General features: G+C 70.1%; 17 protein-coding genes and 2 pseudogenes. 11 read left to right on the top strand and 8 right to left on the bottom strand.

Annotation, left to right across the window (positions count from 1 at the left end; translation table 11 throughout):
- Nucleotides 1–76 precede the first annotated feature (76 nt).
- The 3 genes from ABT114_RS13370 to ABT114_RS13360 form a co-directional block, all read right to left on the bottom strand.
- Nucleotides 77–445, bottom strand: a complete 369-nt coding sequence (locus ABT114_RS13370) for a helix-turn-helix domain-containing protein (RefSeq protein WP_351141851.1) — start codon at nt 443–445, stop codon at nt 77–79.
- A complete protein-coding gene (locus tag ABT114_RS13365) occupies nt 442–693 on the bottom strand; it encodes a hypothetical protein (RefSeq protein WP_351141849.1) in 252 nt (83 codons plus the stop codon). The genes ABT114_RS13370 and ABT114_RS13365 overlap by 4 nt, the downstream gene beginning before the upstream one ends.
- A gap of 82 nt (nt 694–775) precedes the next feature.
- Complete coding sequence (locus ABT114_RS13360; RefSeq protein ID WP_351141847.1) at nt 776–1,219, bottom strand: tyrosine-type recombinase/integrase; 444 nt, start codon at nt 1,217–1,219, stop codon at nt 776–778.
- A gap of 149 nt (nt 1,220–1,368) precedes the next feature.
- Between ABT114_RS13360 and ABT114_RS13355 the strand changes: the two genes are divergently transcribed.
- The 4 genes from ABT114_RS13355 (at nt 1,369) to ABT114_RS13340 (ending at nt 4,999) form a co-directional block, all read left to right on the top strand.
- Entirely contained in the window at nt 1,369–1,863 is a 495-nt protein-coding gene (locus ABT114_RS13355; protein ID WP_351141845.1) for a hypothetical protein, read from the top strand.
- Nucleotides 1,864–2,408: 545 nt separating this feature from the next.
- Entirely contained in the window at nt 2,409–3,161 is a 753-nt protein-coding gene (locus ABT114_RS13350) for an iron-containing redox enzyme family protein (RefSeq protein ID WP_351141843.1), read from the top strand.
- A gap of 74 nt (nt 3,162–3,235) precedes the next feature.
- A complete protein-coding gene (locus ABT114_RS13345) occupies nt 3,236–3,910 on the top strand; it encodes a GNAT family N-acetyltransferase (RefSeq protein ID WP_351141841.1) in 675 nt (224 codons plus the stop codon).
- A 105-nt stretch (nt 3,911–4,015) separates the two neighbouring features.
- A complete protein-coding gene (locus tag ABT114_RS13340; RefSeq protein WP_351141839.1) occupies nt 4,016–4,999 on the top strand; it encodes a methyltransferase in 984 nt (327 codons plus the stop codon).
- Here the strand turns inward: ABT114_RS13340 and ABT114_RS13335 are convergent.
- Nucleotides 4,974–5,239 (bottom strand): annotated as a pseudogene (locus tag ABT114_RS13335) (aldo/keto reductase); the annotation flags it as partial. The gene ABT114_RS13340 and the pseudogene ABT114_RS13335 sit on opposite strands and share 26 nt — an antisense overlap.
- Nucleotides 5,240–5,269: 30 nt before the next feature.
- Complete coding sequence (locus ABT114_RS13330; RefSeq protein ID WP_502988314.1) at nt 5,270–6,574, bottom strand: MFS transporter; 1,305 nt, start codon at nt 6,572–6,574, stop codon at nt 5,270–5,272.
- An 888-nt stretch (nt 6,575–7,462) separates the two neighbouring features.
- On the opposite strand from ABT114_RS13330, the gene ABT114_RS13325 reads away from it, so the two are divergent.
- The 5 genes and pseudogenes from ABT114_RS13325 to ABT114_RS13305 all read left to right on the top strand — a co-directional run bounded on the left by ABT114_RS13325 (nt 7,463) and on the right by ABT114_RS13305 (nt 11,176).
- The gene (locus ABT114_RS13325; RefSeq protein ID WP_351141835.1) at nt 7,463–8,320 is read left to right on the top strand and encodes a TIM barrel protein; all 858 of its coding nucleotides are present in this window, start codon (nt 7,463–7,465) and stop codon (nt 8,318–8,320) included.
- A 47-nt stretch (nt 8,321–8,367) separates the two neighbouring features.
- The gene (locus ABT114_RS13320; RefSeq protein WP_351141833.1) at nt 8,368–9,258 is read left to right on the top strand and encodes a 2-hydroxy-3-oxopropionate reductase; all 891 of its coding nucleotides are present in this window, start codon (nt 8,368–8,370) and stop codon (nt 9,256–9,258) included.
- An 82-nt stretch (nt 9,259–9,340) separates the two neighbouring features.
- Nucleotides 9,341–9,748, top strand: a pseudogene (locus ABT114_RS13315) (catalase-related domain-containing protein); the annotation flags it as partial.
- A gap of 415 nt (nt 9,749–10,163) precedes the next feature.
- Nucleotides 10,164–10,400: a hypothetical protein gene (locus ABT114_RS13310; RefSeq protein ID WP_351141831.1), complete on the top strand. Its 237-nt coding sequence runs from the start codon at nt 10,164–10,166 to the stop codon at nt 10,398–10,400.
- 158 nt (nt 10,401–10,558) lie between these two features.
- A complete protein-coding gene (locus tag ABT114_RS13305; protein WP_351141829.1) occupies nt 10,559–11,176 on the top strand; it encodes a TIGR04222 domain-containing membrane protein in 618 nt (205 codons plus the stop codon).
- 55 nt (nt 11,177–11,231) lie between these two features.
- Here ABT114_RS13305 and gcl read toward each other — a convergent pair whose 3' ends face one another.
- Nucleotides 11,232–13,016, bottom strand: coding sequence for a glyoxylate carboligase (gene gcl, locus ABT114_RS13300; protein WP_351141827.1), 1,785 nt, complete (start codon nt 13,014–13,016; stop codon nt 11,232–11,234).
- A gap of 215 nt (nt 13,017–13,231) precedes the next feature.
- Between gcl and ABT114_RS13295 the strand changes: the two genes are divergently transcribed.
- On the top strand, nt 13,232–13,894 hold the full coding sequence (locus ABT114_RS13295) for a hypothetical protein (RefSeq protein ID WP_351141825.1): 663 nt from the start codon (nt 13,232–13,234) through the stop codon (nt 13,892–13,894).
- A 40-nt stretch (nt 13,895–13,934) separates the two neighbouring features.
- Here the strand turns inward: ABT114_RS13295 and ABT114_RS13290 are convergent, their stop codons facing one another.
- Both ABT114_RS13290 and ABT114_RS13285 read right to left on the bottom strand, forming a co-directional pair.
- Complete coding sequence (locus ABT114_RS13290; protein WP_351141823.1) at nt 13,935–15,560, bottom strand: AMP-binding protein; 1,626 nt, start codon at nt 15,558–15,560, stop codon at nt 13,935–13,937.
- Nucleotides 15,557–17,227 (bottom strand): AMP-binding protein, encoded by a 1,671-nt coding sequence (locus tag ABT114_RS13285; protein ID WP_351141821.1) that lies wholly within the window; start codon nt 17,225–17,227, stop codon nt 15,557–15,559. Before ABT114_RS13285 ends, ABT114_RS13290 begins: the two co-directional genes overlap by 4 nt.
- Nucleotides 17,228–17,454: 227 nt before the next feature.
- Between ABT114_RS13285 and ABT114_RS13280 the strand changes: the two genes are divergently transcribed.
- Nucleotides 17,455–18,288, top strand: a complete 834-nt coding sequence (locus ABT114_RS13280; RefSeq protein ID WP_351141819.1) for a helix-turn-helix transcriptional regulator — start codon at nt 17,455–17,457, stop codon at nt 18,286–18,288.
- The last annotated feature ends 72 nt before the right edge of the window (nt 18,289–18,360 follow it).

Below are 18,360 nucleotides of genomic sequence, written 5' to 3'. Positions count from 1 at the left end.
GCTAGCTAACGCCCCTCCGCAACATCCCGTCAACACTTTGTTGAAAATTCTGGGTGACGAAACCCGGGAGACTCCGTCAGCTCTGTTTCTCGCGATTGAGGTAGTTGTAGACGGTGAAGCGGCTCACCCCGAGTGCGCTCGCCACGGTCTCCACGCCGTGCCGTACGGAGAAGGCGCCGCGCGCCTCGAGTATCCGCACGACCTCCTGTTTGGCCTTGCGGTCCAGGTCGGCGAGCGGCTTGCCCTTCTTGCGCTCCATGGCGGCCAGGATGTGATCGAGGGAGTCGGCGAGCTGCGGCAGGCGTACGGCGACGGCGTCGACACCCTCCCAGGACAGTACGACGTCGTCGGGGCCGGCCTCGTCGGGCGGGAGCATCTCGCCCCCCATGGCGTCGACCAGCGGCTTCACGGCCGTGATGAAGGGCTCGTCTCCGGTGCCGGTCACTTGTCGCCCTCCCCGACCACGTTGACCTGGAACGAGATCCGGGTCGCACCGGCCGCCAGGGTTCTGCGCAGCAGGACGTCCACGGCCGCGAGCACCGCGTCGGCGCCACCCTCCGCCGTGTTGCCGAACGGGCCGACGTCCACGGCGTCCAGCGCGGCACCCTCGATGACCTCGCGGGCCACCAGCGCATGCGCGGGCGCCTCCTCGAGGTCGAAGGGCTCGGTCGTGAACTCCAGTCTCAATCGCACTGTGCCCCCATGGCATCGGCTCTGACCTGCGCGTTCTCCCAGTCCTCCGACCGAGAGGGCACATCCGGGGCACATTCCCCCGTCAGAGCACCGAACGCCCGGTCCTCCGCCGCCCCGGTCCGTTCCTCCGACTCAGGGAAGAGAGGCTGTAGGCGTTCAGGGTCATCGCAGCGTCGGTGTGCCCCAGTCGCTCCGACACGACCTTAACGGACTCCCCCGCAGCGATCAGCAGGGATGCGCAGGCATGCCGTAGGGCGTGGGGCCCGGTGTCCTTGAGAAGCCGGCCTTGGCGACGGCTGGACCAGTGACCTCCGACTGCCCGTCGATCTCGTTGCCCGCTTGAACGCGGCTGGAAGAGACTGCTGTCCTGCGGATTTCGGTGGAGAACGACGGGGGAGACAAGCGATGAGCACGATGAAAATCGGCGCCCTCCAGGGGGCGGACGGACCGCCGCCGCCCCCGCCGAGGGCCGGCCGGAACCGGCTGGTGGGTGCGGCGCTGATCGTTTCGTCCCTGGCCGCCGCACTGACCTGCTATTTCGTCTTCACCACCTGGTTGCCCACGGATCGCACCCGGTACCGGGAGTACAAGGCAGCCGACGCGTGCCCCGCCCGCACGGTGATACCGAGGTCGGAGGACTGCCTGCGGAAGGTCACCTTCACCGTCGATGGCACCGTGAAAACCCACAAAAAGAACATGCGGGCGACCCTGCTCGGCCCGGAGCCCTTCCCGAGGACGGTCGTGCCGTTCGGCGACTCGGGGCCGGTGCTGAGCGGGCTTCAGCGGGGGGACCGGGTCACCGGTACCGTCTGGCGCGGCGTCGTCGTGGTGGTCGCCGAGGGGGACCTCCGGCAGAATTCTGCCGACGCGCCTCGCGACGAACCCCAGATGACAGCCGCCGTCGGCACGTTCGCGGGGCTGCTGGCGGCGCTGGCGCTGATGTTCGGTGCGAGGCGTCTGACCAGGCCGCGCGACCCCGGACTCTTCACCTGGCGCCCGTACGGCAAGTGGCTGCTCATCGTCACGGGGGCCACCTGCGCTGTCGTAGGTCTGTGCACCGTGTGGACGGGCCTCCCGTGGTTGCTCGTACCCACGGTCTGCGGGGCGGTCGTCGCAGGTACGGCGTGGTTCCTCCACCGAGACCTGCGGCTCGGACGGGTCGGCCGGTAGAACGGGCTCGCGTCGGCCGAACGGCCCGGCGTGCTACGGGAGTTACAGCCGGAGATGTCCGCGGCCCGGGCCGGGTGGATGGCCGGGAACGCCGGCGGGGCGGCGTACGCCGACGCGGTGTCGGCGGTACGCCGCCCGAGGGTCTGCGGTCAGCGGGTGATGGCCGCGTTTCAGCAGCCGTCGCGGGGCAGCCATCCCGCGGTCCGCTCGGCGACCTCGTAGACCACAGGCGCGGCGGACATGTGTGACCGCGGAGCGCCGCGGTCACGCGGCGCTCTCGGTGCCGTGCCGGATCACGTCGAGCAGTCGGCCGACGAAGCCGTCGCACGTGCGGCAATGGTCGCACCCCCGCCCTTCCAGCGATTACAGGGAGTTACCACTCTCAAACCAATTATCTATAAATGCACACAAACGGAGGAATGTACTAGAGGGCTCATGGCGGCCCGCGCGGCCGACTGTCACCGTGAGTGTGCGGCCCGGATTCAGCCGGGCCGTGCGGCGGGCCACGGGAGCGTCGGCCCGTAACCAAGGGGAGGGGATCGACCATGACATCGGCGGCCACGAATCACGACGCGGTGCAGAAGTACGAGGACCAGATCACCGAGGTACGCAGCCGACTCGCCGAAGGCCCGGAAATCAGGGCCCTCACGGCGGCGGAGTGTGACACGGATCTGTTCGCCCTGTGGATGCTGCGCTACAGCGCACACGGCGTACACATGACCCACGACGTCGAGCGGTGGATCGCCACGGCCGGTGAGCGGTGCGGGGAACTCGGCATGGAGGCGCTGGCGACGGCGCTGTCCGGCCACGCCCGGGCCGAGGCGGGTCATGACCGGATGATGGTGGCCGACGCCCGTGCCCTGAGCTCCTGGCTGGACGCGGACCGCGGAGTGCGCATCGATGTGGACGCTCTGCTGGCGGCTCCGCCGTTGGCGAGCAGCCGCGACTACATCGAGCTGCACGAGCGGGTCACCAAGGGGGATCAGCCCTGGTGCCAACTGGCGATCGAGCTGGAGATCGAGCAGTTGTCCACGACCTTCGGGCCGGAGATCCTCAAGAACAGCGAGCGGTTGCTCCCGGTCGGGACCTACACCTTCCTGGCCGAGCACGTCGAACTCGACGTCGGCCACACGGCGTTCAACCGCCGTCAACTGGGCGGAGTCCTCAAGGAGCGGCCGGAGGCGTTGCCGTCCATGGTGGAGACGGCCACGCGGGCGCTGGAGTGCTACGCCGCCTTCATCACCGAGTGCTGGCGGCTGGCCGGGGACGACCTGCGCCGTGCCGGTGGGTCTCAGTGAGCGTACGGCCGGATCACCGCGAGGCGGGGGCTCCGTCAGCCGCTGTGTGGCAGACCTGGCCGAGGCGCCTGGACGTGACCTGGGACGGTCGGCGGCTCACTATCGAGCGTCTGGGTTCCGCCGTCCCCCGGGAACGCGAGCGCCTGCGGGCATTACGCGGCTTCCGGGCCCAGGTGCTCCATGCGGACGGGCGCCGCCCGGAATTTCGTACCGCCGGGGGATGCTATGCCGACGCCCAGGAGATCGACGAGGAGTCCTTCCACATCTCCGTGAGTGACCCTGCCGACAACGCGGTTGTCGCGTACGGACGTTTGAGTCCGGCGGAGCTTACGCACCACTTCCAGACGCGGGACTATCTGGGCGACGCACGGTTCCACGAGATGACGGTCTCCTTGAACACGGACGTGGCGGGAGTCTGGGAGGCCGGACGGCTGGTGGTCGCACCACAGTCCCGCGGTCAGGGTCCGATGGCGGCGGTGGGCGCGGCGCTCATGGCCATGGCCCGCACACTGGACGCCCATGCCCTGGTCGCGGTCTCCGGTATGCAGGACAGGCAGCACATATTGTGGGGCCGTTTCGGCCTGCGTGAATGTCCCGGGACGCATGGGTATTCGGCGCACTACCAGGACGATCTGTGTGTCGTGGCATGGCGGACGGCAGCAGTTGTCGGCCGGTACGAAACAGGCCTCCGCGCCCTGCAGGACACCTTGGTCTCCGCAGCTACCGACAGAGGTGTGCGGATGCGGTGATGTGTCCGGGGGACATCGGACACCGCATCCCGCGACTGTGCACCTTGCCGTCACTCATCACTTTCAGGAGGCATCATCCTCGCGCCGTCCGCCACCGATGCCCTGATGGGCCTGTCAGGTTCGTTCCTCATCTCCCGCGCCGTACAGGTCGTCGCCGAGCTGGGTGTCGCCGACCTGGTGACTGGAAAAGCGCGCACCCTCGATGAACTCGCCGAAGCCACGCGGACGCGCCCCGACGCTCTGGGCCGTCTTCTTCGGCCGCTCGTCGGGTGCGGCCTGTTCACGTGCGATGCCGACGGCGCCTACGCGTCGACAGCGCTCAGCCGGCTCCTGGAATCCGGCCACGAGGACTCCTTGCGCCCCTGGTTCCAGCTCGGGTACCGCCTGACCTACCGCATGCTCGACGACCCGATCTCCACCCTGCGTACCGGGACGCCCTCCTTCCAACAGCGGTTCGGTGCCTCCTTCTTCGAGCATCTGGCCCGGCACCCCGACGATCTGGCCGTCTTCAACGCGGCCATGGCGTGCCTCACCCGGCGCACGGCACGTGCCGTCGCCGATGCCTACGACTTCGGCACCGTCGGCCGGATCGGTGACATCGGCGGCGGGCTGGGGACCCTGCTGGCTGAGATCTGCGCACGGAATCCGCACGTCGGCGGGTTCGTACTCGACCAGTCCCACCAGGTGGAGGCGGCGCGGGCGGCCTTGGACGCGCGCGGTCTGCGGGACCGGTGCACCGCTTCGGCCGGCGACTTCTTCACGGCGGTGCCGCCGGCCGACATGTATCTGCTCAGTTGGATCCTGCACGACTGGGACGACGACGAGGCGCTCAGGATTCTGCACAATTGCCGCCGCGCCAACGGCGATCCGTCCGCGCGCCTGTTGATCGTTGAGGCCGTGCTGCCCGAGCAGCCCGGACTGGACGCCGCCACGGTGCTCGACCTGGTCATGCTCTTCGGTCTCGGAGGCAGGGAACGTACCGCGAGCCAGTACGCGGCACTGCTGGCCAAGAGCGGTTACCGGCACACCAGGACCATCGAGATCGGTGTGGCCGGCATGGCCGTCATCGAAGCCCGGCCCGACAACTGAACCGCTGCACGTAGCGGTCGCCCGCCACCTGGCCGTCGATGGGCTCCAGCAGTGCCGGCTCTTCGGCGGTCAGCGTGATCCGGGAGGCCGCGGCGTTCTCGAGGAGGCGGCTGCGCCTGCGGGTCCCGGGGACCGGTACGACGGTCAGGCCGTGCGCCTGGGCCCGATTCCGCACCCAGGCCAGGGCGATCTGCGCCATGGTGGATGGTCGGCTGCGATCTTGTGCAGGGGTGCCAGGAGGAAGCTCGATTTCACGCCCTGATCGGTCATTCAGGGCGCGCCGTCGAACGTGTCTTGCGAGGCCGGAAGCGCTCGGCCCAGGCGTGCGAGCGGGGACAAAGCCATCACCACTGGCGACAGCATCATGCCTGCGGCCGTAACCAGGAGGCTGGTGCGCAACCCCCACTCCTGCGCGAGAAATCCGCCGAGCAGAGAACCGAGCGGGGTCAACCCCATGCCGACAAACGTGATCGTCGCGGCCACGCGGCCCTGCATCCCGTCCGGAGTGACGGCCTGCCGGACGGCCATGACCGTGACACTCACCAACTGGCCGCTGGTCCCGAACACGAAGCTGACCGCAAGGAGCGCGGCAACCGTCACCGCAGAGGAGCCGTGCAGCGCGGGCACGCACAGGAACACGCCGTCGCCGAGTGCCGCCGCATACACGAGCACAGCGCCATAACCGAACCGGCTCGGCAGACGGGCGGCCAGCAGCGAGCCCAGAAGCGCACCCGGTCCCGCCGCCGCGAGCGCCAGCCCAACGACGGTGCCCGACATATGCAGTTGCCGCGGCAGGAAGAGCAGATAGACCGTCATCACGGCCGCGAAGGAGAACTGGAAGGCGGCCGAGGCCAGGCACACGGTGCGAAGCGCGGTATCGCCGGCGGCGAAACGCAGGCCCTCATGGATCCGCCGCCATACCCGAGGGGGACGTTCCGAGCGCTCCGGGATCGATTCGATCCGCTGGATCCGCCGGATCGACAGGAACGACAGCGCGAAGAACAAGGCGCTGGAGGCCGCAGCGATCGGCGCCGACAGCAGGGACACCAACGCACCTCCGAGGGCAGGACCGCCGATCTGTGCCGCGGACCGGCTGCTCTCAAGCGCGCTGTTGCCCCACACCAACTGATCACGTTTCACCAGCCGTACGAGAGACGCCTGGTATGCCACGTCGAAGAACACGGACAGGGCCCCGACGACGAAGGCGAGCGCAAGCAGCGCGGGCAGGCCGAGCCAGCCGAAGAGGCCGGCCACGGCCGCGGCGCCCAGGGTCAGGGTCCGGCCGACGTCCGTGAGCACCATCGTCGTGCGGGTCCGCCACCTGTCCACCCACGCGCCGACGAAGAGCGAGAGCAACAGGATCGGCGCCTGCCCCACCGCGCGCAGGACACCCAGCTGGCCGGCACTGGCGTTGAGGGTCAGGACGGCGAAGAGCGGCAGGACCACCAGACTTGCATGTTCGCCGAGTTGGGAGGCCGTCTGACCCATCCAGAGTCTGCGGAAATCGGCGTCCCGCCACAGGCTTGACGGAACAGGTCGACCGGAATCGGATACAGCGGAGGAAGCGGACGGCACAGGGATCCCTTGGATTGCCGACAACGAGGCCCGCCACCGAGCACGCGAAAGGTGCACCGACGGTTCAGGCAGGAGAAGGCTCGCCGTGCCGCAACATCAAGGGCAGCACGCGATGACAGGCCGGTCACGGCCAACAACGTCAACGCGCGCTCGAACGACCGACCATGTCTTGGCTCCTCGTGGGTCACTCGCTGCACCCGAACACTAGCCCTCGGCCACCCGGTGCGAAAGGCGATCGAGGACCGCGGCGGCGGAACGAGGCACCTCGGGACACACCCGTTCCAACAACTGATCACCGCGGACATCCCAGGCCACTTCAACGCGACACGAAGACCCCACCCGACACCGCCAATCCGGCACGACCTGCGCGGGACACGTCTTCTGCCAAAACAACACGGGTGTCGAGGCCGTCGTCGCGAAGCCGACGTCGTCGACGTACCGGCTTTGGCGGTCGCCGACGTGGCGGAAGGTGAGGCATGCCGAGACGGTCGACGCCGAGGTGGTGGGCTACACCGGTCCGCCGTTGCGGCCTCGGGCGCTCGCCGTACGGTCGCCGCAGGGGCGTACGGCGCTGTCGCAGAGCCTGAGTGCGCCGCCGGCCGCACAGGGCGCCGAGCATGTGGCGCTGTCCGGACCGGGCCGCCGAAGCCGAAGCCGAAGCCGAAGCCGTACGGATGCTATGCCCTCAGCCCCAACTCACCCACCCAACACAGGGCACATCCGTGCCGCAGGACTCCCCTCTCATTCGCACGCACTCAACCTGACGCGCGGCACCGACATCCGCCGACCCCTCTTGACAAGCTACGACAACCGACGGCAATCTTCCATTACGCAGAAACTTACTTCCACAATACGGAATTACGATCACGGAGGGGAGCGCAGGCCCCTATGGCAGGCTTCGAACCGGGCACAGCTGCAGAGCAGCGCTTCAACGTCAACCTGTCGATCCTTTTCACGGAGCTCCCGCTCCTGGAGCGCCCCGCGGCCGCCGCCGCGGCCGGCTTCACCGCGGTCGAGCTGTGGTGGCCCTGGGTCGACTCCCCCACCCCCGAGCAGTCCGAGCTCGACGCCCTGAAGAAGGCGATCGAGGACGCGGGCGTGCAGCTCACGGGCCTGAACTTCTACGCCGGACAGCTCCCCGGGCCGGACCGCGGCGCCCTGTCGATCCCCGGCGAGGAGTCGGAGAGGTTCCGCGCCAACATCGACGTGGCCGCGGACTTCGCCCAGTCCCTCGGCTGCGGGGCGCTCAACGCCCTGTACGGCAACCGTGTCGAGGGCGTGGACCCGGAAGAGCAGGACGCGCTGGCGCTGGAGAACCTGGTACTCGCGGCCCGGGCAGCCGACCGGATCGGGGCGATCCTGCTGATCGAGACCCTCAACAAGCCGGAGTCACCGCTCTACCCGCTGGTGACCGCCCCGGCCGGTGCCGGCGTCGTCGACAAGGTCAACCAGGCCACGGGCCTCGACAACGCCCGCTTCCTCATGGACCTCTACCACCTGTCCATGAACGACGAGGACCTGCCGCAGGTGATCGAGCGGTACGCGTCGAGGACCGGCCATGTGCAGATCGCCGACAACCCGGGCCGCGGCGCCCCTGGCACGGGTTCGCTCCCGCTGGAAGACCTCCTCGGCCGGCTGAGGAAGGCCGGCTACGAGGGCTGGGTCGGCCTGGAGTACAAGCCGGGCGACCGCCCGAGCGCCGAGGCATTCGGCTGGCTGCCGGCCGAGGCCCGAGCGGCCCGCTGAACGCCAACACGCAGACACAGCAGAGCAGTCAGAGAGGCACCCCCAGCATGAGCAGTCTTCCCAAGGTCGCCTGGATAGGTCTCGGCATCATGGGCTCCCCCATGTCCGAGAACCTGATCAAGGCGGGTTACGACGTCACCGGCTTCACTCTGGAGCAGGACAAGCTGGACCGCCTGGCCGCCGCCGGTGGCACCGCGGCCGGGTCCATCGCCGCGGCCGTGCGGGACGCCGACGTGATCGTCACGATGGTGCCGGCGTCGCCGCAGGTCGAGGCCATTTCCTACGGCCCCGACGGCATCCTCGAGAACGCCAGGTCCGGCGCGCTGCTGATCGACATGTCGTCCATCACGCCGCAGACCTCCGTCGACCTGGCGAAGGCGGCCAAGGACAAGGGCGTCCGCGTGCTGGACGCCCCGGTGTCCGGCGGCGAGGCCGGCGCCATCGAGGCCGTACTGTCGATCATGGTCGGCGGTGAGCAGGCCGACTTCGACATCGCGAAGCCGATCTTCGAGGCGCTCGGCAAGACGATCGTGCTGTGCGGTCCGCACGGCTCGGGTCAGACCGTGAAGGCCGCCAACCAGCTGATCGTCGCCGTGAACATCCAGGCGTGCTCCGAGGCCGTGGTCTTCCTGGAGAAGTCGGGCGTGGACCTGAAGGCGGCGCTGGACGTCCTCAACGGCGGCCTGGCCGGCTCCACCGTGCTGACCCGCAAGAAGGACAACTTCCTCGGCCGCGACTTCAAGCCGGGCTTCCGCATCGACCTGCACCACAAGGACATGGGCATCGTCACGGACGCGGCCCGCAACGTCGGCGCCGCCCTGCCCGTCGGTGCCGTGGTCGCCCAGCTGGTCGCCAGCCTGCGTGCGCAGGGCGACGGCGGCCTGGACCACTCGGCCCTGCTGCGGGCCGTGGAGCGCCTCTCGGGCGCCCAGCTCTGATCCAGAGCCCGTAGAAGCTTCCGGGCGGTGCCGCCGCTGACATCTGTCCTGTCGCGCCCAGGCGCCGGCACCGTCCGGAAACCACCGCTACCGCCTCGGCGTCAACCACACCCAGCTCACCGTCAACGCCCCGAAGGCGACGGTCGCCGCCAACGCGCAGGGCCGCGCCGCGAAGGACTACGAGCCGAACTCGTACGACGGCCCGGTCGAGCCCGGTCGCCCGCTGTCGGCCCCGCCGGCGGTGACCGGCCACACGGGTACGCACGAGACCCCCCTCCACACCAAGGACGACGACTTCTTCCAGGCGGGCGAGCTGTACCGCCTGATGTCGGAGGAGGAGAGGTCCCGGCTGGTCGCGAACATCGCCGGCGGTCTGTCCCAGGTCTCCCGCGACGACGTGATGGAGAAGAACCTGGCCCACTTCCACGCCGCCGACCAGGACTACGGCAAGCGTGTGGCGGAGGCGGTCCGCGCCCTGCGCGAGAACTGAACCACGAAGACGGCGTCCGGAGCCTGACGGGAGGTCATGCACCCGGACGCGTAGCCCGCCGCCGCCGAGCGACCCGGATGAGGGGTGGTCGCCGGCCGGGCGGGCCGGGCGAGGACCGCGGCGGCGTGCGAGCCAGTGCGGTGGTGAAGGTCCCGAGGCCTCCTTCTCGACCTGAGGGAAGAAGCCCCCGGTGCCGTCGCCGCCGCCGCGGTCCCAGCCATCTGCCTCACACCGGGGCGCCTGTACTCCGTCCGGCGGCGCGAACGTCCTGTCGCGCCCAGCCTCGCGCCGTCGGACGGTCACCATCCTTACGAACCTCACCGGCCGGGGAGCGCCGGATGCGGACGGTCCCGCATCCGGTGCTCCCCGGCCTTTCCGGGGTGCGGATCCGTCCCGCCCGCAGGAGCCTGAAGGCATGACACATCCACCGACGGAGTTTCCGCACATCGTGGTGCACGCCCCGGCCCTGGACGGCTCCCGCCGGGTGACCGAGGGTGACGTGATGCTCGGGATCGCCTCTCACCTGGACGACGTGATCGAGATCCTGCGCATGGCCGACCTGGACCGGATCGAGGTCGAGGAGAGCGACCTCATCGAGTGGCAGGGCGGGGGACCGGACGATTGGCCGGGGCTGTCGGAGCACGAGGTGTAGTGACGCCGCGTACGACACCGGGCGTACCCGGTCTACGCAATCCTCAAATCATGCTCTGAACACGGCCGTCGAGGCTTCAACCGCCCCCGCGAGCGGGCACATTCTTGACGCGGGGCCCGCCGGCACGGGGGCGGCGGGCCCCCGCACGGGGGTGTGTCATGAGCAGCGCCGAAACGATCCGGCTGGAACCGCACGAGATCGCACTGCTGCGGGGCGGTCCCCGCGCCGCCGTGACGGTCGCCGTAGTCGCGCTGCACCTGCGGGGTGCCGTCGAGGCCGGCCGGCCCGGCACGATGCGGGTGTCGGAGGCGGGTGACGCGGACGCGGGGCAGCCCCCGCCTTCCCTCCCGCCGCCTGAGGGCCTGGACAAGGCGGTCCTCGAGTCCCTCCACGAGCCCGCCGGGTTGCGGAAGTTGGCCAAGCGGTCGGACGTCCGCCTGGCGGTGGCCCTGATGCGCGTCGGCCTCGCGGAAGCCGGGCTGCTGCGGTATCCGCTGCTCGGCCCGACCCGCGCCGCCCGCCGCCATGTGCGGGACCTGCGGGAGCGGCACCCGCTTCCGGCGAGCAGGCGCGGCATGACCGAGCACGACAAGCTGCTCGCCGTCGCACTGCACGGCGAAGCCGCCCTGCGGGCGCTCGTGCCGCGCTTCGCCCTCCGGGCGGGGCTGACCGGCCGGGCGGAGGTGGCGGACAAAGGACTCCTGCGGCACTCCCCGCGCGGCGGCACAGGAGGCGCCGCCTACTCCTGCGGCGGCGGAGACGGCGGCTCGGACTGAGCACACCGAGGGGCGGCCCGTCCGCTGGACGGGCCGCCCCTCACCGACGTACGTGTCAGACCTTGAGCGTCCTGATCGAGGTCGGCGCGTGGCCGGGCTCGGTGGCGAGCTCCTCGAACTCGACGACGTTGCTGATGTCGTTGGTGGTCGACATGGAGATGTTGGTGACCCGCTCCAGGATCGCCTCGACGACGACGGGCACCTGGTGCTCGGCGGCGAGCTTCTTGGCCTGCTCGAAGGCGGCGCCCAGCTCGCCCGGGTCGGTGACCCGGATCGCCTTGCAGCCCAGCCCCTCGGCGACCTTCACATGGTCGACGCCGTAGACGCCCAGCTCAGGCGAGTTGATGTTCTCGAACTCCAGCTTGACCTGGAAGTCGATGTCGAACGCCCGCTGCGCCTGGCGGATCAGACCCAGGTAGGCGTTGTTCACCAGGACATGGACGTACGGGATCTTGTGCTGCGCGCCGACGGCCAGCTCCTCGATCATGAACTGGAAGTCGTAGTCGCCGGACAGCGCGACGACGGACGCCTCCGGGTCGGCCTTCGCCACGCCCAGCGCGGCCGGGACGGTCCAGCCGAGCGGGCCCGCCTGGCCGCAGTTGATCCAGTGGCGCGGCCGGTAGACGTGCAGCAGCTGGGCGCCGGCGATCTGCGAGAGGCCGATGGTGGAGACATACCGGGTCTCCGGGCCGAAGGCCTTGTTCATCTCCTCGTAGACGCGCTGCGGCTTGATCGGGATGTCGTCGAAGTGCGTACGGCGCTGGAGCCGCGCCTTCTTCTCCTGCGCGGCGGCGGCCCAGCCGGAGCGGTCGGGCAGCCTGCCGGCCACCTTCAACTCCTTTGCCACCTCGACGAAGAGCTCCAGCGCTGCCTTCGCGTCGGAGGTGATGCCGTAGTCCGGGGCGAAGATCCTGCCGATCTGAGTGGGCTCGATGTCGACATGGACGAACTTCCGGCCGGCCGTGTAGACGTCGAGTTTGCCGGTGTGGCGGTTGGCCCAGCGGTTGCCGATGCCGAGGACGAAGTCGGACTCCAGGAAGGTCGCGTTGCCGTAGCGGTGCGAGGTCTGGAGGCCGACCATGCCGGCGTTCAGCTCGTGGTCGTCGGGCAGGACGCCCCAGCCCATCAGGGTCGGCACGACCGGGATGCCGGTCAACTCGGCGAACTCGACGAGGAGTTCGGCGGCGTCGGCGTTGATGACGCCGCCGCCGGCGACGATCAGCGGCCGCTCGGACTCGTTGAGCAGCCCGATCGCCTTCTCGATCTGGGCGCGGGTCGCGCCCGGCTTGTAGACGGGGAGCGGCTCGTACGTCTCCGGGTCGAACTCGATCTCGGTGAGCTGGACGTCGATCGGCAGGTCGACGAGGACCGGGCCGGGACGGCCGGAGCGCATCAGGTGGAAGGCCTGCTGGAAGACGCCGGGGACCTGGGCCGCCTCCAGCACGGTGACCGCCATCTTGGTCACCGGCTTGGCGATGGAGGCGATGTCGACGGCCTGGAAGTCCTCCTTGTGGATCACGGAGGTCGGGGCCTGGCCGGTGACGCAGAGGATCGGGATCGAGTCGCCGAGGGCGGAGTAGAGCCCGGTGATCATGTCCGTGCCCGCCGGGCCCGACGTACCGATGCAGACGCCGATGTTGCCCGGACGGGCGCGGGTGTAGCCCTCGGCCATGTGCGAGGCGCCCTCGACGTGGCGGGCGAGGGTGTGGTGGACGCCCCCGGAGGCCTTGAGTGCCGCGTAGAAGGGGTTGATCGCCGCGCCCGGGACACCGAACGCGTCGGTGACGCCCTCGCGCTTGAGGATCTCGACTGCCGCGCGGGCAGCGGTCATACGAGCCATGGAGTACTCCTGCTTCGGCCGTCGGATTCGCTCTCCCGTCGCGCCCCGCGTGAGAACTAAGTCCCTACAGACTTCCGTATTGTGGAAATTACTTTCTACTATCTGGAAGTAATGTAGGTGGGGTCGGCGAAGGCAGTCAAGAGACGGACAAGCAGGGCTTTCGTGGAGGACGATGGGGGCACTGTCCCCCACGTGACGTCGTCCTGGAGCGGACCATGTCCGAGAGCGTGCCGGTGCACTGCCCGGCCTGCCGGCGCGAGCACCTCTACGCGGCGCCGTCCTATCCGTGCGCGTGCGGCGCGCCCGTCGCCCCGCCGCTCGACCCGCGCGGGGCACCGACGGCCGTCGCCCACCGTGTCTGGGAGGAGCAGTGGGTCACCGTGCGCTGCGCGTCCTGCGGCCGCCGGGGCCAGTGGCCGACACCTGAGCTGGGCTGCCCGTGCGGCACGGTGCTGCGTGTTCCGGTCGCGAAAAGGCCCACGCCCCCGGTGGAGCGCCCCGCCTTCCACTCCGTCACCATCCGCACCGCTGTGGACGCGGTCACGGCCGCCGCCCTGTACCTGCACCGGCTCGGCCACCGGGACATCCGCCGGGCCGACCAGCGCCCCCCGTCCGGCATCGGCCTGGCCGCCCGCGGCATCCTCGCCCAGGTGGACCCGACGGTACGCCCGGCCTCCGTCCGGGACGTGGAGTGCCTGTGGCTGACGGCGATGACGGACTCCTCGACCTGCGTCTACTTCTCCCTCGCCGGCTACACCGAGGACGCCCGCACCCGCGCGGACACCCTGGGCGTCCCCCTCTTCGTCCTCGACCGCACGGGCATCCCGCGCCCGGTGAACAGCCCGGCGGACCAGCTGGACGAGTCGGGGGCGGGGTGACCGCTCGGCCGCGGCGTCGCGTACGGCGGCGGTGCGACCGTCAGGCCTCGGGGTGAGCCCGTACGGCCCATTTCTCCCGCAACTCGATCTTGCGCACCTTCCCGGACACCGTCATCGGGAAGGCCTCCAGGATCTGCAGCCTGCTCGGGACCTTGTAGTGGGCCAACTGTCCCTCGCAGAAGGCCCGCAGCTCCTCCAGTGTGAGCGGGTCGGCCGGGTCGCCGGGGATGACACAGGCGAGGACCTCTTCGCCGTACCGCTCGTGCGGCACCCCGACGACCTGGACGTCCCGGATCTTCGGATGGGCGTAGAGGAACTCCTCGATCTCGCGCGGGTAGATGTTCTCGCCGCCCCGGATGATCATGTCCTTGATGCGGCCGACGATCTCGACGTACCCGTCCTCACGCATCACGGCCAGGTCGCCGGTGTGCATCCAGCGCCCCGCGTCGACGGCCTCGGCGGTCTTCTCCGGCTCGTTCCAGTAGCCGAGCATCACGCTGTACCCACGGGTGCACAACTCGCCCGCCGTGCCGCGCGGTCGGGTCACCCCGTCGGCGGGGTCGACGACCTTGACCTCGATGTGCGGCAGGACGCGGCCGACGGTGCCGATGCGGTGCTCGAGGTCGTCGTCCATCCGCGTCTGGAGCGAGACCGGGGAGGTCTCGGTCATGCCGTAGCAGATGGAGACCTCCTCCATGTGCATCTCGGCGACCACCCGCTTCATCACCTCGACCGGGCAGGGCGAGCCCGCCATGATGCCCGTCCGCAACGACGACAGGTCGTACGTCGCGAAGTCCGGGAGGTTCAGCTCCGCGATGAACATCGTCGGAACGCCGTACAGCGAGGTGCAGCGCTCCTGCTGGACGGCCTCCAGCGTGGCCTTCGGTTCGAAGGACGGCGCCGGGATCACGATGCACGCACCATGGGACGTGGCCCCCAGGTTCCCCATCACCATGCCGAAGCAGTGATAGAAGGGCACGGGCAGGCAGACCCGGTCCTGTTCCGTGTAGCCGACCGTACGGCCCACCCAGTAGCCGTTGTTGAGGATGTTGTGGTGGGAGAGCGTGGCACCCTTCGGGAAGCCGGTCGTACCCGAGGTGTACTGGATGTTGACCGGATCGTCGCAGCTCAACCCCGCCTGCGCTTCTGCGGGTTGCCCGTACGGCACCTGCGCCGCGCCCGCCGTGAACGCATCCCAGGACGGGTCGCCGATGTAGACGACCTCGCGCAACTCCGGGCACCTGCCCCGGACTTGGTCGACCAGTACCCGGTAGTCGGTCGTCCTGTGCGCGCGGGAGGCGACCAGCACCGCGATACCGGCCTGCTTCAGCACGTACTCCACCTCGTGCACGCGGTAGGCCGGGTTGATGTTCACCATGATCACGCCGATGCGGGCGGTGGCGTACTGGACGAGTACCCACTCGGGACAGTTGACCGCCCAGATCCCGACTCGGTCGCCCTTGGTCACTCCCATGGCGAGCAGACCGCGCGCCACCTCGTCGACCGCCGCACCGAACTCGGCGTAGGTCCACCGCCGCCCGGACGGCACGTCGACCAGCGCCTCACGGTCGGGATACGCGGCGATCGCCCGGTCGAGGTTGGCGCCGATGGTGTCGCCGAGCAGCGGGACCTCGCTGGTCCCGTGCGTGTAGGAGAGTGCGGTCACCGGAAGTCCTCCTCGCGGTACTCGTCCGCCGACCCAGCCGCCGTCGCCTCGCGCAGCTCGATCCGGCGGATCTTGCCGGAGACCGTCTTGGGCAGGTCGGCGAACTCCAGGCGGCGGATGCGCTTGTAGGGCGCGAGAACCTCGCGCGAGTGCTCGAACAGCACCTTCGCCGTGTCGGGGCCCGGCTCCCAGCCCTCGGCGAGCACGACGTACGCCTTGGGTACCGCCAGGCGCAGCTCGTCCGGGGCGGGCACGACGGCCGCCTCGGCCACCGCCTCGTGCTCCAGCAGGGCGCTCTCCAGCTCGAAGGGGCTGATCTTGTAGTCGGAGGCCTTGAAGACGTCGTCCGCGCGCCCCACGTAGGTGATGTATCCGTCCGCGTCCCGCGCGCCGATGTCACCGGTGCGGTAGTAGCCGCCCGCCATCGCCTCCGCCGTGCGGTCCGCGTCACCGTGGTATCCGGTCATCAGGCCCACCGGCCGCGCGGACAGGTCGAGCGCGATCTCGCCCTCCGTCACGCCGGGCGCGCCGGACACCGGGTCGAGGAGTTCGACGCGATAGCCGGGGCTCGGGCGGCCCATGGAGCCGGTCTTCAGCGGCTGACCGGGGCTGTTGGCGACCTGCACGGCGGTCTCGGTCTGGCCGAAGCCGTCCCGGATGGTGACGCCCCAGGCCCGGCGGATCTGCTCGATGACCTCGGGGTTGAGCGGCTCGCCGGCGGCGACGACCTCGCGCGGCGGGGTGCGCAGCTGAGTCAGGTCGGCCTGGATGAGCATGCGCCAGACGGTGGGCGGGGCGCAGAAGGTCGTCACGCCCGCTCGGTCCATCTCCGCCATCAGCCGGGCCGCGTCGAAGCGGGTGTAGTTGTGGATGAAGACGGTCGCCTCGGCGTTCCACGGGGCGAACAGGTTCGACCATGCGTGCTTGGCCCAGCCGGGCGAGGAGATGTTCAAGTGCACGTCACCGGGCTTGAGGCCGATCCAGTACATGGTGGCCAGGTGCCCGATGGGGTACGAGGTGTGGGTGTGCTCGACCAGCTTCGGGTGGGCCGTGGTCCCCGAGGTGAAGTAGAGCATCAGCGGGTCGTCGGCCAGGGTCGGGCCGTCGGGCGTGAAGGCGGCGTCGGCCTGGTACAGGTCCTCGTACGGCAGCCAGCCCTCGGGTGCGCCGCCGACGGCGATGCGCGTGTACGCGCCGGGCACCTCATCGAACTTGCCGGTGTCCTCGGCGCGCACGACCACGTGCCGGACCCGGCCGCGCTCGACGCGGTCGCGCAGGTCGGCGGGGCCGAGCAGCGGGGTGGCCGGGATGACGACGGCGCGCAGCTTCATCGCGGCCAGGGCCGTCACCCACAGCTCGGCCTGGTTGCCGAGCATGACCAGGACGCGGTCCTCGGCGCGCACCCCGCGCCCGCGCAGCCAGTTCGCGGCCTGGTCGGAGCGTGCGGACAACTCGGCGAAGGACAGCCGGGTCTGGGAGCCGTCCTCCTCGACGATGTGCAGCGCGGTGCGGTCGTTGCCGTCCGCGATCACGTCGAACCAGTCGAGCGCCCAGTTGAAGTGCTGCGGGCGCGGCCAGGCGAAGCCCTCGTAGGCGGTGGTGTAGTCCTCGCGGTGTTCCAGCAGGAAGTCCCGCGCCCTGCGGAAGAGCTCCGTCGCCGTCGTCATTTGTCCTCCTCTTTTGGTCGTTCGCCTCCGGGACGCTCCAGCCGGTGTCGAGAACGCACTCGAACTCTCGACACCGGCGTGCCCCTGCGGCTCACTCCCGCTCCGTGCCGGACCATTGCCGGGCGGCCCTCTGACATCGTGTAATCCGTGATGCAGGTCTCACTACCCCCGAACGGGGGTGTGCCCGCACGAAAGCCGCACGAAGGCCGCGATGAAGGGGCGAGGACGTGGCAGCAGACGCGACCGGACTGACGGAGATACGCGGCGCCCTGGCCCGGCTGCGGCGTACGACCGGGCTGCCGGTGGCCTTCGGCGGTCTGGTCGACGCCGGGCGGCAGCAGATGCGCATCAGCGAGCTGAGCGGCAACGCGACGCCGGCGCTGAGCGCGCTCGCGGTGACCGCGGGCAGCGGCCTGGGCGGCAAGGCCGTGGCCCTCGCCCGCGCGTGCGCGGTGACGGACTATTCCTCCTCGCGGCAGATCAGCCACGAGTACGACTCCGCCGTCGCCGTGGAGGGCCTGCGCTCGGTGCTGGCGGTGCCGGTCGTCGTACGGCGCCGGGTGCGCGGCGTGCTGTACGGGGCCCTGCGTACGGCCCAGCCGCTGGGCGACCGCGCGCTGACCGCGGCCGTCGAGGCGGCGCGGGACGTGGAGCAGGCGCTGGTGGTGCGGGACGAGGCGCGGGACCTGCTGACGGCGGCCCGGCCGGCCGCGGCCGCCGACCTGCGTGCCGCGGCCGCCTGGGAGCAGGTGCGGGAGGCGCATGCGGCGCTGCGCGCGCTGGCGCCGAGGATCACGGACCCGGCGCTGCGGGCCGAGCTGCTGGCCGCGTGCGGGCTGCTGACGCCGGCGGCTCCGGTGGACGCGGCGCGTCTCGCGCCCCGTGAACTGGACGTGCTGGCGTGTGTGGCTGCCGGGGCGACCAACGCGGTGGCCGCGGAGCGGCTGGGAGTGCGGCCGGAGACGGTGAAGGGTTACCTCAGGTCGGCGATGCGCAAGCTCGGCGCCCGTACGCGCGGAGAGGCCGTCGCGGTGGCGCGCCGGACAGGGGCGCTGCCGTAACCGAGGAATCCACTGCTCCAGGCCAGAAGACTTGAAATAGGCCCATTTCGGACAAAGTGGCGCCTCTTCATT

Origin of the sequence: Streptomyces sp. NPDC002088, from assembly GCF_040296605.1 — a bacterium.
Taxonomy (GTDB): Bacteria; Actinomycetota; Actinomycetes; order Streptomycetales; family Streptomycetaceae; genus Streptomyces.
This window is presented reverse-complemented; position numbering and strand designations above follow the sequence as displayed.